Annotated in this window: 13 protein-coding genes; 7 read left to right on the top strand and 6 right to left on the bottom strand. The window is 41.0% G+C overall.

The genetic code is table 11. The annotated features are described in order from the left end of the window. Positions 1–161: 161 nt before the first annotated feature. The 4 genes from selD to G3T18_RS11770 all read left to right on the top strand — a co-directional run bounded on the left by selD (position 162) and on the right by G3T18_RS11770 (position 5,093). Complete coding sequence (selD, locus tag G3T18_RS11785) at positions 162–2,399, top strand: selenide, water dikinase SelD (protein WP_224410752.1); 2,238 nt, start codon at positions 162–164, stop codon at positions 2,397–2,399. A gap of 89 nt (positions 2,400–2,488) precedes the next feature. After that, a complete protein-coding gene (locus tag G3T18_RS11780; RefSeq protein ID WP_224410751.1) occupies positions 2,489–2,725 on the top strand; it encodes a hypothetical protein in 237 nt (78 codons plus the stop codon). Between the two features lie 108 nt (positions 2,726–2,833). Then, positions 2,834–4,036, top strand: coding sequence for an argininosuccinate synthase (locus tag G3T18_RS11775; RefSeq protein WP_224410750.1), 1,203 nt, complete (start codon positions 2,834–2,836; stop codon positions 4,034–4,036). Between the two features lie 22 nt (positions 4,037–4,058). Continuing rightward, entirely contained in the window at positions 4,059–5,093 is a 1,035-nt protein-coding gene (locus tag G3T18_RS11770; protein WP_224410749.1) for an alpha/beta hydrolase, read from the top strand. A gap of 32 nt (positions 5,094–5,125) precedes the next feature. On the opposite strand, the gene G3T18_RS11765 is transcribed toward G3T18_RS11770, so the two are convergent. Beyond that, the gene (locus G3T18_RS11765) at positions 5,126–6,283 is read right to left on the bottom strand and encodes a mechanosensitive ion channel family protein (RefSeq protein WP_224410748.1); all 1,158 of its coding nucleotides are present in this window, start codon (positions 6,281–6,283) and stop codon (positions 5,126–5,128) included. Between the two features lie 63 nt (positions 6,284–6,346). Here G3T18_RS11765 and G3T18_RS11760 point away from each other — a divergent pair, with 63 nt between their 5' ends. Beyond that, on the top strand, positions 6,347–6,853 hold the full coding sequence (locus G3T18_RS11760) for a cupin domain-containing protein (RefSeq protein ID WP_224410747.1): 507 nt from the start codon (positions 6,347–6,349) through the stop codon (positions 6,851–6,853). 59 nt (positions 6,854–6,912) lie between these two features. Here the strand turns inward: G3T18_RS11760 and glgA are convergent, their stop codons facing one another. Beyond that, positions 6,913–8,388, bottom strand: coding sequence for a glycogen synthase GlgA (gene glgA / locus G3T18_RS11755; RefSeq protein WP_224410746.1), 1,476 nt, complete (start codon positions 8,386–8,388; stop codon positions 6,913–6,915). Positions 8,389–8,673: 285 nt separating this feature from the next. Here glgA and G3T18_RS11750 point away from each other — a divergent pair, with 285 nt between their 5' ends. Together G3T18_RS11750 and G3T18_RS11745 are read left to right on the top strand one after the other, a co-directional pair. Then, a complete protein-coding gene (locus G3T18_RS11750; protein WP_224410745.1) occupies positions 8,674–9,339 on the top strand; it encodes a sigma-70 family RNA polymerase sigma factor in 666 nt (221 codons plus the stop codon). 23 nt (positions 9,340–9,362) lie between these two features. Next, positions 9,363–10,280: a DUF1822 family protein gene (locus G3T18_RS11745; protein WP_224410744.1), complete on the top strand. Its 918-nt coding sequence runs from the start codon at positions 9,363–9,365 to the stop codon at positions 10,278–10,280. A gap of 154 nt (positions 10,281–10,434) precedes the next feature. Here G3T18_RS11745 and G3T18_RS11740 read toward each other — a convergent pair whose 3' ends face one another. The 4 genes from G3T18_RS11740 to G3T18_RS11725 form a co-directional block, all read right to left on the bottom strand. Continuing rightward, complete coding sequence (locus G3T18_RS11740; RefSeq protein ID WP_224410743.1) at positions 10,435–11,565, bottom strand: hypothetical protein; 1,131 nt, start codon at positions 11,563–11,565, stop codon at positions 10,435–10,437. 55 nt (positions 11,566–11,620) lie between these two features. Next, positions 11,621–12,052 (bottom strand): nucleoside deaminase, encoded by a 432-nt coding sequence (locus G3T18_RS11735; RefSeq protein ID WP_224410742.1) that lies wholly within the window; start codon positions 12,050–12,052, stop codon positions 11,621–11,623. 257 nt (positions 12,053–12,309) lie between these two features. Beyond that, positions 12,310–15,567 (bottom strand): carbamoyl-phosphate synthase large subunit, encoded by a 3,258-nt coding sequence (gene carB / locus G3T18_RS11730; RefSeq protein ID WP_224410787.1) that lies wholly within the window; start codon positions 15,565–15,567, stop codon positions 12,310–12,312. A gap of 241 nt (positions 15,568–15,808) precedes the next feature. Continuing rightward, positions 15,809–16,222 carry a lamin tail domain-containing protein gene (locus G3T18_RS11725; RefSeq protein ID WP_224410741.1) on the bottom strand — a complete coding sequence of 138 codons (414 nt, stop codon included), beginning with the start codon at positions 16,220–16,222 and terminating at the stop codon, positions 15,809–15,811. Between the last annotated feature and the right edge of the window lie 122 nt (positions 16,223–16,344).

The raw sequence follows: 16,344 nt of genomic DNA, 5'->3' as shown, positions 1-16,344 counted from the left end.
GAGAAGGAAAATTAACCAACTACTAAGATAAAAAGATTTTTGCTTGAAGATCGCTTATTAGTCATCCTGGGGATTTGAGGAGAAAATTGCGCTGACAGTTATTACTTTAGCAGTTATTATTTAGGTAGTTATGCAATTCCTAGCTCAGCCACTCACTCGCGATGCAAGCAACAACCGATCCGATTATAAAAGATTTAGTGCTAATTGGCGGCGGACACAGCCACGCGATCGCGCTTTTGATGTGGGTTATGTCTCCTCTTCCAGGTATCCGCTTAACTCTTATCAGCGATACTACTCATACTCCCTATTCCGGGATGTTACCTGGTTTGATTGCAGGTTTCTACACTTTTGACGAGTCTCATATCGATTTACAACGTCTTTGTCGCTTCGCTAAGGCACAATTTTATCTCGATAAAGCTGTTGGTTTAGACTTGGCAAAAAATCAAGTTATTTGTACTAACCATCCTCGGGTTTACTTTGATTACTTATCAATTGATATTGGCAGCACTCCCGCTACAAGTTCTGTATCTGGTGCAGCAAAATATGCAATTCCTGCTAAACCAGTATGGAAATTTTTACAAGCTTGGGATAATTTACTTACAGAAGTAGCTAACCAGCCAGAAAAACCTCTTTCTTTGGCGATTATCGGTGGCGGTGCAGGTGGTGTTGAATTAGCTTTAAATGCTCAAACTCGCCTTGAAAAAATTATGCCAGGAAAGAAGTTGACTATGCACATTTTTCATCGCGGCAAAGAATTATTATCTAATCATAATAGTTGGGTTAGCAAAGGCTTAGAAAAAGTTTGCCAAGCTCGTCAAATTAAACTGCATTTATCAGAAAATGTAACTGAAGTATTTCCCGACAAAATAATTTGCGAATCTGGCTTAAAAGTTGGCTGCGATCGCGCAATTTGGGTAACGCAAGCATCTGCACCAGATTGGCTTTCCGCTTCCGGATTAGCTACCGACTCGAAAGGTTTTATCTTGGTTAAAGATACGCTACAATCTGTTTCTCATTCGCATATTTTTGCGGCTGGCGATATTGCGACGATGAAAAATTATTCTCGTCCTAAAGCTGGAGTTTTTGCGGTGAGAATGGCTAAGCCATTGTTGAAAAATTTACAGCGAATTATTACAGGCAAATCCCTCGTTACTTATCAACCACAAAAGCGTTATTTAAGTTTAATTGGAACTGGAAATAAATGCGCGATCGCGTCTTGGAGTATCTTCGGCTGGCAATCTTCTCTTATCTGGGTTTGGAAAGATTATCTTGACCGTAAATTTATGGCTCGCTTCCATGATTTACCAGATATGAATGCTAATTTTACCACAAAAAAACAAGTTAAACAAGGATCTTTAAATAACGAAATAATGCGTTGTGCTGGTTGCGGAGCAAAAGTTAGTAGTAACGTCCTCGAACGAGTTTTACAACAGCTAAAAATCAACCAAACTAGTAATATTATTATCGGGCTAAATTCACCTGACGACGCAGCAGTTATTTCCGTACCAGCAAATCAATTAATCGTCCAGACAATCGATTATTTCCGCAGTTTAATTAACGATCCTTTTATTTTTGGTCAAATCGCGACTAATCACTGTCTTAACGATCTTTTTGCAATGGGTGCAAAACCGCAAACTGCTTTAGCAGTAGTCACGCTTCCCTACGCAGCAGAAAAAGCCAGCGAAGCAACTCTTTGGCAACTCCTTTCCGGGGCGATTCAAGTACTAGAAAAATCACAAACTGTTTTGGTTGGCGGTCATACAACCGAAGGTACAGAATTAGCTTTTGGTTTAAATTGTAATGGTTTAGTAACAGAAGAGAAATTATGGCGTAAAAGTGGGATGAAACCAGGTGAATTACTAATTCTTACCAAAGCAATTGGTACGGGTACTCTTTTTGCGGCAGATCTGCGCTATCAAGCCAAAGGAAGCTGGATTGAAACAGCAGTTAACTCAATGTTGCTGAGTAACCAAGAAGCAGCAAAAATATTTAGCGAACATTCAGCAACAGCTTGTACAGATATTACCGGATTTGGTTTATTAGGACATTTATTAGAAATGGTAAAAGCTGCTGGATTTAGCGTAGAATTAAATCTAGAAACTATTCCAATTTTACCAGGAGCGATGGAAACAATTAAGCGAGGAATTATGAGTTCTTTACAAACCCAGAATCTTCGTGCTGCTAGTTATCTAGAAAATGCCGAGCAATTTAGAAATTTAGCTGCATATCAGTTACTTTTCGATCCGCAAACTTCCGGCGGTTTGCTAGCAACAATTCCAGCAGAAAAAGCTGAAGATTGTTTAAAGAATTTGCAAACTGCTGGTTACGAACAGTCGAGAATTATTGGTAGAGTGAGAGAAGCTAGGGAAAAACTAAGCGCGGCGATCGCGCTGAAATAGCACAATTGGCGACAATTATCGCCCGGATGTTGCTAAATTAGGTAGTTCTGGGCAAAATAAGAATAACCTTTAGCAATGAGCATCTATCTATGGATAGAAAAATCAATCGTCATTTAGCCTTCTTTACCATTTGTGCCACATTAGGAATCGTTTTTGGTGGCGTCTCCAGTCAAGCGCAAATTAATCAATGTGTCGTTGAACCAACTGAAGAATGCGTCACCAAAGATCCGCTTGTGAAACAGCTAGAAGGGATGAGTTTTGGTTTAATTGCGGGACTAACTGCGGGTTTCGGGGCAACCTGGAAAATGTGGTTCAAAGAAGATTAGTCAAGTATCGCTGACAATCTGGTGACAGAGATCGTTGGTAGCGATCGCATTTCGATTCCTTTACCAGATACAATAGCCCATTAGTCGTTTTTCTATGGTGACAAGTTTATGGGTCGCGCTAATAAAGTTGTGCTTGCTTATTCTGGTGGAGTTGATACCTCGGTTTGTATTCCCTATCTTAAACAAGAGTGGGGAATAGAAGAGGTAATCGCCTTAGCCGCAGACTTAGGTCAGGGAGAAGAACTCGGTCCAATTAAAGAAAAAGCCTTAAAATCGGGAGCGTCGGAATCTTTAGTTATTGATGGTAAGGAAACTTTCGCTCAAGAATTCGCTTTTGCAGCGATTAAAGCCAATGCGCTGTACGAAAATCGCTATCCCCTGTCAACGGCTTTAGCTCGTCCGTTAATTGCAAAAATGTTAGTCGAAGCAGCGCATAAATACGGTGCGGATGCAGTCGCACATGGTTGTACGGCGAAAGGAAACGATCAAGTGCGCTTTGATGTGGGTATTATGGCACTCGATCCGAATATTAAAGTGCTAGCACCTGCAAGAGAATGGGGGATGACACGCGAAGAAACGATCGCCTACGGCGAAAAATTTGGCATTCCCGCACCAGTGAAAAAGTCTTCTCCTTACAGTATCGACCGTAACTTACTCGGTCGCTCGATTGAAGCAGGTCCGTTGGAAGATCCGATGACGGAACCCCCAGCAGAAATCTTTTTAATGACGAAAGATGTCGCCGAGACTCCAGATCAACCAGAATACGTCGATATTGGCTTTGAAAAAGGCGTTCCCACAAGCCTGAATAATCAAAGCCTCGATCCCGTAACATTAATTAACCAACTTAACGAATTAGTTGGCAAACACGGCTACGGACGCATCGACATGATGGAAAATCGCGTCGTCGGGATAAAATCGCGGGAAATCTACGAAGCACCAGCTTTGTTAGTCTTAATTAACGCTCACCGCGACTTAGAAAGTTTAACCCTTACCGCCGACGTTACCCAATACAAACGCGGAATTGAAGACACCTACGCTCAATTAATTTATCGCGGCTTGTGGTACAACCCCTTAAAAGAAGCCCTCGACGCCTTTATTGACCAAACCCAAGAACGAGTTACGGGTACTGTGCGAGTCAAGTTATTCAAAGGTAACGCGATCGTAGTCGGACGCAAATCAGAAAATTCGATTTACGCCCCTGACTTAGCCACCTACGGTGCTGGAGACAAATTCGACCACAAAACCGCAGAAGGCTTTATTTATATCTGGGGACTACCTACCAGAGTTTGGTCTGAGAAAACTAGAGGTTAAAACCGTTAGGGGCAATCTGCTCGTGGTTGCCCCTGGTAGAAATTTAGAATCAGGAGGCGAGATTTTATTCGATCTATTTATGTCGAACTACGCTACCACAATCGCGACAATTCTCGAACAAGTTCGCTCTCGCGAGCAAACTTTACCACTCCGCAACCAACAATGTCGTTCTCGCTTCTTTCTTCAACCTCATCCCACAGCAAAAGTTTGCCTTTTCTTCCACGGTTTTACCGCAGCTCCATACCAATTTGCGCCCTTGGGAAAAGCTTTGTTTGCATCGGGATATAATGTTTTAGTGCCTTTGCAACCCGGTCATGGTATAGCCGGAGACTGGAACGGCGACAACCCTCCACCTTTACCTACTAACATTCGAGTTTATCAAAACTTTGCTCGCGATTGGTTACAAATCGCCCAAAACTTAGGAGAAAAAATTATCATTGGCGGTTTATCCACTGGCGCAACTTTAACAGGTTGGTTAGCTTTAAATAGTCCCAAAACTATCGATCGCGCACTTTTATTTGCACCTTACCTGAGTAGTAGTTTACCACCTCTTGACTTATTAATAGAAATTTTACCTTTTTATTACGAATGGGCGAACAAAGATGCGTCAGGAAATTTTGGCTACCACGGTTTTCCCATTCCCAGATTACGACTATTTTACGACCTCGGACAGCAATTACTCGAACAAGCCGCCAGCCAAGTTAATACTCCCATGTTAATTGTCGCCAGCGATCGCGATCGCGTCGTCAGTCATGGGGATGAAAAAGCTTTATTTAAAATGGTCGTCCAACAACAACCCAAATCTTGGTATCACTGCTTTGATAGCAAATTTGATATTCACCATCGCATGATGACTGAGATGGAAGGTAACGAATATCAAGATTTAGTTATCGCCCTCGCCAAAGCTTATATTAACAGCGAGATAACTTGGATGGAACTACAAGAAATCAAGGCTTTTCTGGTGACAAAAGTTGCTTTTGAAAAGGCTGTATCCAGTTTAAATTTAGAGCAAAAAGTTGCCCCAGAACTAGCCCAGATTTTATCAGCGAGCGACTAATTTAATTAAGTTATCTCAGCATTTTGCAAAGATCAATTTTCCACTGGTTGAATTTGTTGTGAATTAGCCTCAAAACCACTAATAATTTCAATTGGCACCGAAGATAACATTTCAATCCCCTCTGTTTCTACTATCTTTAAAATTGCCAAATTAACTCGTTCAATAGTCTCAAAGTACAAACCAGGATTATTCACCTTAGCAAAAACATTAATTTGAATAACACGAGCATTTTGATTTATCCCACTAAACCAAATAAAAAAGCGATCGCTTAAGGTATCAATCATCTTCGGAATTTCGCGCAAACGCTCGCAAAAACGGGCAGTTTGTTCTGCGGAAATACAATCAATTTGTAGAGTTAAAGTAATTCCAATTGATTTTTCTTCCCCGGCGGGTAAAGGTTGCGACCAATTTTCTACAACTCCATTAATCATTTTGGAATTAGGCATTTTTTTCAAAGCATTTGTCGTCAAAACACTTAAAGTTGTACTTCTCAAGCCAATATGATTGACTATTAGTAAACCATCAATTCCTTCTACTGACACCAAATCGCCAGAGCGAAAGAGATTATCTGTGTAGATAATCACCGTACAACACAAGTCATAAATTAAATCTTTAAATAATAAACCTAAAGCAACACCAGCACCACCCAGAAGACCGATTAATGCTCCAGCCGAAGCCCCTAAAAACACTTCACTGGCTTTTAATAAGACCACAATTATTGCCAGTAAGCGAAATAATTTGGGCAGATAAGGAACGAGCAAATCATCTAATTCAGTTTCGGTTTTGAGAGTCAAATTTTTGAGAAACTCACCCAAGATTGGAGCAGCAAAATAAACCATATAAGCGATCGCAGTTACCGCTAGAAAACTGATAATTTTGATGCTCAATTTATTTAATTCTGAGCTGAGGTTTTCTGAGACAATAATCTGAATTAACCAAAGTCCACCTACAAAAATCAGCCAGCTTAATGGTTCCTTGAGAATACTAACTAGCTCGTCATCAAGTTGGGTTTCTGTATTGTTAGTTAAAACTTCGATTCTTTTGATGACAACGGCAGAGAAAATTTGCCTTAAAGCTAGACTCAGAGTGAAAACAGTAACAACGAGGACAATCTTGACGAGAGAAATGTCAGTAATGGTATCGTTGGCAGCTATCAGGGGGTCTTTGATTGTGTCTAAAAGATTTTCCATTTAATTAAGTAAAATTTGAGAAAATAAGTGTAGTGCGATCGCGTAAATTTTCAGGAGATAATTATGAGTGAGACTAACCCTTACTTAGTTCGAGCTAAAGATTTAGCAAATTCGCCAGAATTTGGCTTTGGACACCCGCTTAATCCCAATTCAGAGGTTTATTTACGAAATATCAGCGATCTCGTCGGTTTACAACGTCTGGTTTTGCGTTGGGGACGCATCCCACCAGGTAAAGAATCCTTTATTTATCATGCCCACCATCACGAAGAAGAGTTTCTTTATATTTTATCGGGACGCGGCATTGCGGAAATTGCTGACCAAGAATTTGAAGTTGGTGCGGGAGATTTTATGGGGTTTCCCACTCCTTCAGTTGCTCATCATTTACGCAATCCTTTCGATACCGATCTAGTTTACTTGATGGGTGGCGAACGCAAGTCAATAGAAATTGGTGATTACCCTCGCCATCAAAAACGAGTGATTCGCGACGGTAATGAAGCTTATATTATTGACTTAAATGAGATTCAGTTTTTTACACCGCGCCCGATTGAGGAAGAAGAAAAAAGTTATTAAGTAACTGAATTTAAGATTGTAGAGACGTTGCGTACAACGTCTCTAGAAAATATTTTCGTTTACTTATGGCGAATAAAATCGTAAATCTCGATATAGCGATCGCTAGGATGGTTCCAAGAGTAATCGTACTCCATGCTTTGCTTAATCAACTTTTGGAATTCGTCGTGATAGTCAAACCACAAGCCTAAAGCCCGATCCATTGTTGATTCTAAAGCCTGAAAATCACTTTGGTAAAATACATATCCGTTCCGTTCTTCAGGAGGTTTATTTTGGTCGTAATCGCGATCGAAAACTGTGTTTACCAGTCCTCCTACTCCCCGCACAATCGGGACAGTCCCGTATTTTAAGCCAATCATTTGAGTTAAGCCACAAGGTTCGTAATTACTGGGAACAATAATCATGTCAGCCCCAGCATAAATTAAGTGGGATAATTCTTCATTAAATCCTAGTTCTAAATGACAGTCGGGATTGTTGTTTAAAAAGTTTTTCTCATGCCAAAACCAAGAGTTAATTCCTGGTTCTGTTGCCGATCCTAACAACACAAACTGTGCCCCTTTGTGTAAGGCGTAGTAGATGGCGTGATGTACCAAATGAACGCCTTTTTGTTGGTCTAAGCGCCCAATATAGGCGATGAGGGGTTTATCGTTATGTTGCAGTAATAAACGTTCTCGGAGGGCTTTTTTGTTTTGCAGTTTGCCGCTTACATCTTCCTTGGTGTAATGATAAGGAATGTAGCGATCGCTCTCTGGATTCCAAAAATCTAAATCGATCCCGTTGAGAACGCCGGAAAACTTATCTTGCTGTAAATGTAAGGTGTGACCTAAACCCGCCCCTAAATCGCCACAATGGACTTCCCAAGCGTGATGGGGCGAAACGGTCGTAATCGCATTCGAGTAGTTAATCCCTCCTTTCATGAAGTTTAAGGCAAAGGGGTTGAAGTTGTCGCGCAGGCGATCGTATTGAAAGTAATACTCTTCTCGATTTAAACCTGTCGCCCAAAGAATTTCTACCCCAGCTACTCCTTGATGTTTAAAGTTGTGAATGGTATAACAAACCCTTTGGTTTCCCATCCCGTGATATTTGTAAATCTCGTACAACATCACCGGAATTAATCCGGTTTGCCAGTCGTGACAATGGATGACGTCGGGGCGTTTGTTACTTTGTTGCAGAAATTCTAAGGCAGCTTTACTGAAGAAAGCAAAGCGCATCGTGTCGTCGTTACAACCGTAATAACAACCTCGATTAAAGAAGTTATCTTCGCAATGAGGTTCGATAAAGAAACACAACCTGCCGTGTACCCAACCACAATACACTGAACAGTGAACTGCTGCACCATACCAAGGTACCGACAAGTTGAGATAAGCGTCGTGGAGTCCCCAAATGTGGTCATACCGCATACAATCGTATTTCGGGAGAATAATCTCGACGCAGTGACCTTTAGTTTCTAATTCTCGACTGAGTCCATAAACCACGTCGCCTAAGCCCCCAGCTTTAATCACTGGGGCGCATTCAGAGGCTATTTGAATGATGTACATGGTTACTCGTTACTCTCTAAAAGTTAACTTCACAAAAGTATACATTTTCCCGGTCAATAAGTAACCTGCCTCTTTTTCCTGACTACGGAAGCGGTAAAAAATAGGTAGGTTAAAGCTTTCTGCGATCGCGGCGCCAAAACACCAAGCCCCGATTGCACACTTCCCCACTGGGGAGTTATGTAAAGTTTTATAACAAATTTATTTTTCTGCCTAAATTCTCTCTCCTGAAAGTGAGACCTCTGTGAAAGGGAGCGAATTAATTATAAAAGTTGTGTGAGGTAAAAGGTGGTTGACGGGAATATTGACGAACTTAATAAACATTTAAGGAGAATAGCGATTGAAGCGCAGCAGTATCCCCCTAGAAGCCCAGCTAGACAAATAGCTATTACCAAGCTTTTTGAAGCTATCCAAACATCAGGTAAACTAACTCGTCCCTATTGGCGACAATTTCCTGGTTTATATGACGAAATTTACAATGTCGCCAAACAAAAACTGTTTTGTTATATCTATGAAAGAATAGATAATTATTCTCCCGAACGCGGTGAAGTATTGCAATGGGTAAACTTTTTATTTGGCACTCGTTTTTTTGTAGAAGCTATTCGGGAAATAACTCTACCAGATAGTCGCCTGTCAACAGAGATGATCTCGCAAAGGATTTTCTATAATTTAGATAACGATCTGTGGTTAAATCGAGAAAATGAAGCAAATCCTTCGCTCTCCGAACAAATTATTAAATACCTAGAAGACGATCCAGAAGGAATTTTCCAGGCGACTCACATGACCGATAATCCAGCAGCGAATTTTCGTTATCTAGCTTTGCAAAGAATTGCTGGCTATAAATGGCGAGAAATTGAAAGCGAATTAGGGATTCATCAAGCAACTTTGTGTAGTTTTTACCTACGATGTTTGCAGAAATTAGCCCCAATTATTAAAGAGTATTTAGCTGACTAATTTAACTAATAGGAGTAAGCAAAATGATTGAAAAAATTAAACATAATCTCACATTCACCGTTTCTTTAAGCTTGTCTGCACACCAAAAAGCACAAGAGTTTTCTAGTCAGCATCGCGTTGAACACAAAATCAAACAAGTTTATTTAAATACTTTAGCAGTTTATGCGGTGAATTACTATCTTAACTGCTTGGGAATTGCTACTAACTTAGCAGCTAGTAATAGTTGGAACCCAGTCATGCAAACTCTGACAAATACAGCAGATTTAGAAATTAAAAATCTCGGTAAAATTGAGTGTCTTCCTGTGTTACCAGGAGCGGATATTTGTCAAGTTTCTCCGGAAGTATGGTCTGAGAGAATTGGCTATGTAGCAGTTCAGTTTGACCAATCTTTAGCCCAAGCAACGCTAATAGGATTTGTTTCTGAGGTGAATAGAGAAGAATTGCCTTTAAATGAATTAGCATCTTTGGAATATTTGCTAGAATATTTAAATCACCAGCCTTCAGTAGTTAAGTTAAGCGACTGGATAAATAATATTTTTGCTGATGGTTGGTCGCAAGTAGAAACTTACTTACAACCTCAGAAAATAGCTTTAAGTTTCCGTAATTTACCAAGTTTAACTACTAAGGTAGAACCTCGTCAAAGAGCTAAGTTATTAAAATTGACCCCAAGGGGCGAAGAGGTAATTTTGTTAGTAAAAATTGCGCCAACAACAGGATTAGAAATGGAAATTTGGGTAGATATTTATCCTTACGGTGAGGAAATTTATTTACCAGAAGATTTGCAATTAATGGTGTTAAATGATAATGAAGAAGTAGTGATGCAGGCGATCGCCAAACAGACTGAAAACGTCCAGTTGCAGTTTAGCGGCGAAATCGGAGAGAGTTTTAGCGTGAAAGTGGCTTTAGGTGAGAGTAGCATCAGCGAATCCTTTATCATTTAAGCGATCTTAGCGGTTAATGGCGCAGTAGTGCCAGCACCGCTATAGCAGCGCAGCAACAGAGCCTATGCTAGCAAGGTTTTCCGAAAATGAGGATCTCAACAGCCAACTCATTCTCTGCTATAGACGATGTTTCTCAACTCACAAGCAAATTTACTCAGTTTTGTCGTTCATAATTATCGATATATTCGTTAATCAATTCGATAACTTCGTCAGGAATTTTATGCTGCTTTTCTTCCTGATACCATTTCTGATTCTTCAGAAACTCTTGAATTCTTTGATTACCTGTCGTTTCACCATTATATTCTCGAAAAATGTCTCTCAAATCTTCATAATCATCTTTTTGAAAGTTATTTTTAGCTAAATTTTTCAGAAGTAGAGTTGCTTCGGCGATATTTTTGGGAAAGAATGATAATATATAATAATTAAACTCTAAATTGGTTTCTGGTTCGTAGTTTTCATAAGTCTTTCTCAGAAAACCTTGTTCATCTTCTGACCAATCATTCCAAGTTGTCTGTCGCCAAAATAAAGGATTCCAAACCTTAAACATTTGCATTAAATTGTCTTTCCCCTCATCATCAACTTTCTCGGATAGGGGACGATTGTTTAAATAATCTTCAAATCCTTGGATATAAACTTCAAATTCTGCTTTTTCGATTACTCCCGACCAACTTTTGCCTGTTTCGGTAACATATCCGAATAATTCTAAAAAGGCCATTTCTAGTTGTTTATACCAGTCTTTTTGATAACTTAAATCGTTACTAATAGCTGTTGAACTTAAACCCATTGAAATTGGCAGAGAATAAGTTACTACTAAATCTTTTTCTTCATTTGCCTCAAATTCGATTGTCCAGGAAAAAATATTTTTTAGTCGCTCGCTTCTATCAGTAGGAAAATATTCGACGTTGTATATTTTTCCTTTTTCTTGGGCAATAAAATCATATTCAACTATTAAATCGCTTGTTTCTCGTGTGTTACTATAGGGAGGACTGAAAAACTGCGAATTGAGAGGAAAACCAACTTGAATACTTACTTTTTCGTTTGATAAATTCCGGAGTTTAAATTGACAAACATATTCAACTCTATTCATTCCGGGAATTGTGCCATCAAATAAGAAGCGTCCTCTTCCAGGAATGATAGTTACCTCTTCGCTAATCATAGCAACATCTTTGGTTTCAGTAAGTTCAATTGTATGTCCGTATCCTGCGAAAACTCCGACATTAGCGCAAACTGATTTGGCGAATAGTGTCGTAGCCAGAAAGGCAAATATAGCAATTATTTTGGGCATTTGACTATGTTTAATTAAGCAATAAATACTGAGAAAATATTCTTAAATTTAGTAACTATTCACCAATATCTTCATTCCATAATGAGGGGTTTTTGGCGATAAAATCTCTCATTAATTGCTGGCATTCATCTAAGTCTAAATCAATAACTTCGACACCGTGAGATTCCATAAATTCCTTGGCACCGGGAAAGGTTTTTGACTCTCCAGCAATTACTTTTTTAATCTTAAATTGGACGACTGCGCCTGCACAAAGATAGCAAGGCATTAAAGTAGAATATAAAATCGTATTTTGGTAGTTACCAATGCGTCCCGCATTCCGCAAACAATCGATTTCGGCATGAGTTACGGGGTCGCCATTTTGAACGCGTTGGTTGTGTCCTTGACCGATAATTTTACCATCTTTAACTAAGACAGAACCAATGGGAATTCCTCCTTCGATTAAACCTTGTTTAGCTTCAGCGATCGCGGCAGCCATAAATTCATCCATCTTTCTCACCTGGTTGGGGACTGGGGACTGGGGAGGTGGGGAGGTGGGGACTGGGGAGGTGGGGACTGGGGACTGGGGAGGTGGGGAGGTGGGGACTGGTGAGGTGGGGACTGGGGACTGGGGACTGGGTTCAGTGAATAGTTATCAGTTATCAGTTATCAGTTTATACTCCTTGTCTCCCTAATCCCCAATCCCTAATCCCCAATCCCTAATCCCTAATCCCTAATCACCAATCCCAAGATCCCAATCCCTAATCCCTAACTCACACTGGTAGTAATATAATCTTGCAAAGCCTTAACTTCTAAAGGTTGAGACTGCAAGGATCGAATTGCGGAAACAGTAGCTTTTGCCCCAGCAATTGTGGTAATAATCGGGATTTTGTAAGCTAAAGCAGTACGACGAATTAAACGTCCATCTTCTCGCGCTTCTTGTCCCGAAGGTGTATTGATAATCAGTTGAATTTGCTTGTTTTTAATTGCATCTAAAACGTGAGGACGACCTTGATGCAATTTCAAGACTAATTCCACATCTAAACCATGTTCTTCAAGGATTGCTTGAGTTCCTTCGGTAGCAATAACCTGGAAACCTAATTCAATAAAGTCTCGGACAACGGTCACTACTAAAGGTTTGTCGCGATCGTTAGTAGAAACAAATACCGTTCCTGACAAAGGTAAACGTTCTCCTGCGCCTAATTCTGCCTTGGCAAATGCTTTCCCAAAATCAGCGTCAATACCCATTACTTCGCCTGTAGAACGCATTTCCGGTCCAAGAATAATATCTGTTCCTTGAAACTTGCCAAAAGGCAACACAGCTTCTTTAACTGCGACATGATTTAAAGTGGGTTCTTCAGTAAATTTCAGTTCTGCTAAAGTTTGTCCTGCCATAATTCGGGAAGCAAATCCAGCTAAAGGATAACCTGTGGCTTTAGAAACATAAGGAACGGTTCTCGATGCCCGTGGATTTGCTTCTAAAATATAAACAGTTTCGCCTTGAACTGCATATTGAATGTTCATTAAACCAATGACTTTTAAAGCATTGGCTAGTTTATGCGTCCAAGTACGAATTGTTTCTAAAGCGGCGGGAGCGAGACTGGTGTAAGGTACAGAACAAGCTGAGTCACCAGAATGGATACCTGCTTGTTCGATGTGTTCCATAATCCCACCAATCACAACTTTACCTGTACGATCGGCGATCGCGTCTACATCGACTTCGACTGCGTTTTCGAGGAATTTATCGATTAAAATGGGGTGGTCTGGTTCTACCTGAACCGCAAACGTCATGTAACGTTCCAATTCTTTATCCGAATAGACAATTTCCATTGCCCGTCCGCCGAGAACATAGGAAGGACGCACGACTACAGGATAACCGATGCGTCCGGCGATCGCTAAGGCTTCTTCGTAACTGCGCGCGATTCCATTGGGAGGCTGTTTGATGTCTAATTTTCGCAGAATTTGTTCAAATCTTTCCCTGTCTTCCGCGGTATCAATGGAATCTGGAGAGGTACCCCAAATTTTCGTTTTCAGTTTCTCAGCCAGGGAACTATGCAAGAATTTTTGTAAGGGAACTGCCAATTTTAGGGGAGTTTGACCGCCAAATTGAATAATTACCCCTTCGGGATTTTCAATTTCAATAATGTTGAGAACATCTTCTTTGGTCAGGGGTTCAAAATAAAGGCGATCGCTGGTATCGTAGTCTGTGGATACTGTTTCTGGGTTGGAGTTGACCATAATTGTCACAAAATCTTCTTTGCGTAACGCATAGGAAGCGTGACAGCAGCAGTAGTCAAACTCAATTCCTTGTCCAATTCTGTTCGGACCGCCACCCAAAATCATTACTTTGCGCTTGTCAGAAGGCGCTACTTCCGATTCTCCTTCCTCGTAAGTAGAATAGTAATAAGGAGTAAACGCTTCAAATTCCGCCGCGCAAGTATCCACAACCTTGTAAACTGGAACTACACCTAACTCTTGGCGATAGGCGCGAACTTCATCTTCGTTGGTTTTCGTGGCAAAAGCAATTTGGCGATCGCTAAATCCTTGTTGTTTTATTGCATACAATTCTTCTTTTGTCAAGCTTTTCAGGGCAGTACGCTTAAGAAACTTTTCCGTTTCCAGAAGTTGCTGCATCTTATCCAAAAACCAGATATCAATTCCCGTTAGTTCGTAAATATCCTCCGAGGACATCCCCAACAGCATTGCATGACGAACGCTAAAAATACGTTCCGGGTTAGGAGTACGCAAACTAGCGCGAACCTGATTCAGAGAAGGTAACTTTTCACTGAGATCGCAACCCCAACCAGAACGCCCCGTTTCCAGCGATCGCAAAGCTTTTTGGAAAGATTCGCAAAAAGTCCGTCCGATCGCCATTGCTTCGCCCACAGACTTCATTTGCGTGGTTAAAACAGGTTGGGCACCAGGGAACTTTTCAAAAGCAAAGCGAGGAATCTTGGTAACCACATAATCAATCGTCGGTTCAAACGAAGCCGGAGTTTTCTTAGTAATATCATTACTAATCTCATCGAGAGTATAACCCACAGCCAACTTCGCCGCAAACTTAGCGATCGGGAAACCCGTCGCCTTCGATGCTAAAGCCGAAGAACGAGAAACGCGAGGATTCATCTCAATGACAATCACCTCGCCATTCGTCGGATTCACCGCAAACTGAATATTCGACCCTCCAGTTTCCACCCCAATCTCGCGAATAATTTTCTGCGACATATCCCGCAAACGCTGATATTCCTTATCAGTCAGCGTTTGTGCGGGTGCAACCGTAATCGAATCTCCCGTATGAATACCCATCGGGTCAAGATTTTCGATCGAACAGATAATGACCACATTATCCGCCAAATCGCGCATCACCTCTAACTCATACTCCTTCCAACCCAGAAGCGACTTTTCCACCAAGATTTGCGACACTGGAGAAGCATCGATACCTGCTTCCGCCATCTCCTCATATTCCTCCTGGTTATAAGCGATACCGCCACCAGTACCACCCAGAGTAAAAGCCGGACGAATAATAAGCGGATAAGAACCAATTTCCGCAGCCAGTGCTTTCGCTTCATCTAAATTACTGGCAATTCCCGAAGGACAAACCGGAACGCCAATTCGTTCCATCGCCTCCTTAAACAACTTGCGGTCTTCCGCCATTTCAATTGCAGGTAACTTTGCGCCAATTAAATCTACACCATACTTATCCAGAACGCCCATTTTTGCCAAATCCACAGCCACATTCAAAGCTGTTTGACCTCCCATCGTCGGGAGTAGCGCATCTGGACGTTCTTTAGCGATAATTTTCTCGACAATTTCCGGAATGAGCGGTTCAATGTAGGTACGTTCCGCCGTCTCCGGGTCAGTCATAATCGAGGCAGGATTAGAATTAACTAATACAACTTCGTAACCTTCTTCACGAAGTGCTTTACAAGCTTGGGTTCCAGAGTAGTCAAACTCACAAGCTTGTCCGATAATAATCGGACCAGAACCCAAAATCAGAATTTTATGAAGGTCATCTCGGCGCGGCATAGGCTTTTGTCGTATATCGATTAACACTAAATCCAGACTATTTTATCGGTTCTTGTCTCGATCTGCTGTTCGTTTTGTTCGCATTTATTGACTTGCGAGGTTTAAGCGAAGCTTGTTTCGTTTTTCGTAACTAAGAAACAGAAGCTTCGTCTGGATTAACAATCCGCTTTCCACCTTTTGTAGGAATCATTAAATGCAGTTGGTGACTACTTACCAAGGGGCAAACTGAACTCAAGCGCCCCTAAGAACTATAGCGCTGACTAGCAACTAAATTCCCTGCTGCGTCGTAAAGTAGTCCTTCATCGCCTTTATTATTCCAGATTGGTTGGTTACTAGCGAAGCTAAAGCCTCCCCACTCTGGATGAATCTCATTCGTATATACTCGAATGCGATCGCCAGGATTTAAGATAGTTCTGGCAGGAAAATAGAAAACTTGGTCAACATTACCAGCTTCAATTCGCCAACCAGACAAATCGGCAGGAGTTGAACCATTATTAACAATTTCGATATATTCGTCTGATTCAGAACCCTTGACTTTTCCTTTGTAGTTAATTTCAGCGATCGCTACTTGCGCTGATGCCGGTGAAGTTGATAACCAGGAATATACCCCCAAAATTACCAACATTAGGAAAATTCCAAACAGAAAATCATTCATTTGATGCTTACCCCCGATCGCTCTAAAGTTTAGGATAGGCGATCGCGCGCAATTTTACAGCTATAGAAGCTAAAATGCACAAAAAAAAGCGCCCCCAATTAAGGAGGCAGCTTTTTCTTGAG

This window comes from Oscillatoria salina IIICB1, assembly GCF_020144665.1.
GTDB lineage: Bacteria > Cyanobacteriota > Cyanobacteriia > Cyanobacteriales > SIO1D9 > IIICB1.
Note: the sequence above shows the minus strand (reverse complement) of the source record. Positions and strands in the feature narration are given on the sequence as shown.

Excerpts from the sequence above, each read along its gene's own strand:
- selD (WP_224410752.1), top strand. The coding sequence starts at position 162 with ATGCAAGCAACAACCGATCCGATTATAAAAGATTTAGTGCTAATTGGC.
- G3T18_RS11780 (WP_224410751.1), top strand. The coding sequence starts at position 2,489 with ATGGATAGAAAAATCAATCGTCATTTAGCCTTCTTTACCATTTGTGCC.
- G3T18_RS11775 (WP_224410750.1), top strand. The coding sequence starts at position 2,834 with ATGGGTCGCGCTAATAAAGTTGTGCTTGCTTATTCTGGTGGAGTTGAT.
- G3T18_RS11765 (WP_224410748.1), bottom strand. The coding sequence starts at position 6,283 with ATGGAAAATCTTTTAGACACAATCAAAGACCCCCTGATAGCTGCCAAC.
- G3T18_RS11760 (WP_224410747.1), top strand. The coding sequence starts at position 6,347 with ATGAGTGAGACTAACCCTTACTTAGTTCGAGCTAAAGATTTAGCAAAT.
- glgA (WP_224410746.1), bottom strand. The coding sequence starts at position 8,388 with ATGTACATCATTCAAATAGCCTCTGAATGCGCCCCAGTGATTAAAGCT.
- G3T18_RS11745 (WP_224410744.1), top strand. The coding sequence starts at position 9,363 with ATGATTGAAAAAATTAAACATAATCTCACATTCACCGTTTCTTTAAGC.
- G3T18_RS11740 (WP_224410743.1), bottom strand. The coding sequence starts at position 11,565 with ATGCCCAAAATAATTGCTATATTTGCCTTTCTGGCTACGACACTATTC.
- G3T18_RS11735 (WP_224410742.1), bottom strand. The coding sequence starts at position 12,052 with ATGGATGAATTTATGGCTGCCGCGATCGCTGAAGCTAAACAAGGTTTA.
- carB (WP_224410787.1), bottom strand. The coding sequence starts at position 15,567 with ATGCCGCGCCGAGATGACCTTCATAAAATTCTGATTTTGGGTTCTGGT.
- G3T18_RS11725 (WP_224410741.1), bottom strand. The coding sequence starts at position 16,222 with ATGAATGATTTTCTGTTTGGAATTTTCCTAATGTTGGTAATTTTGGGG.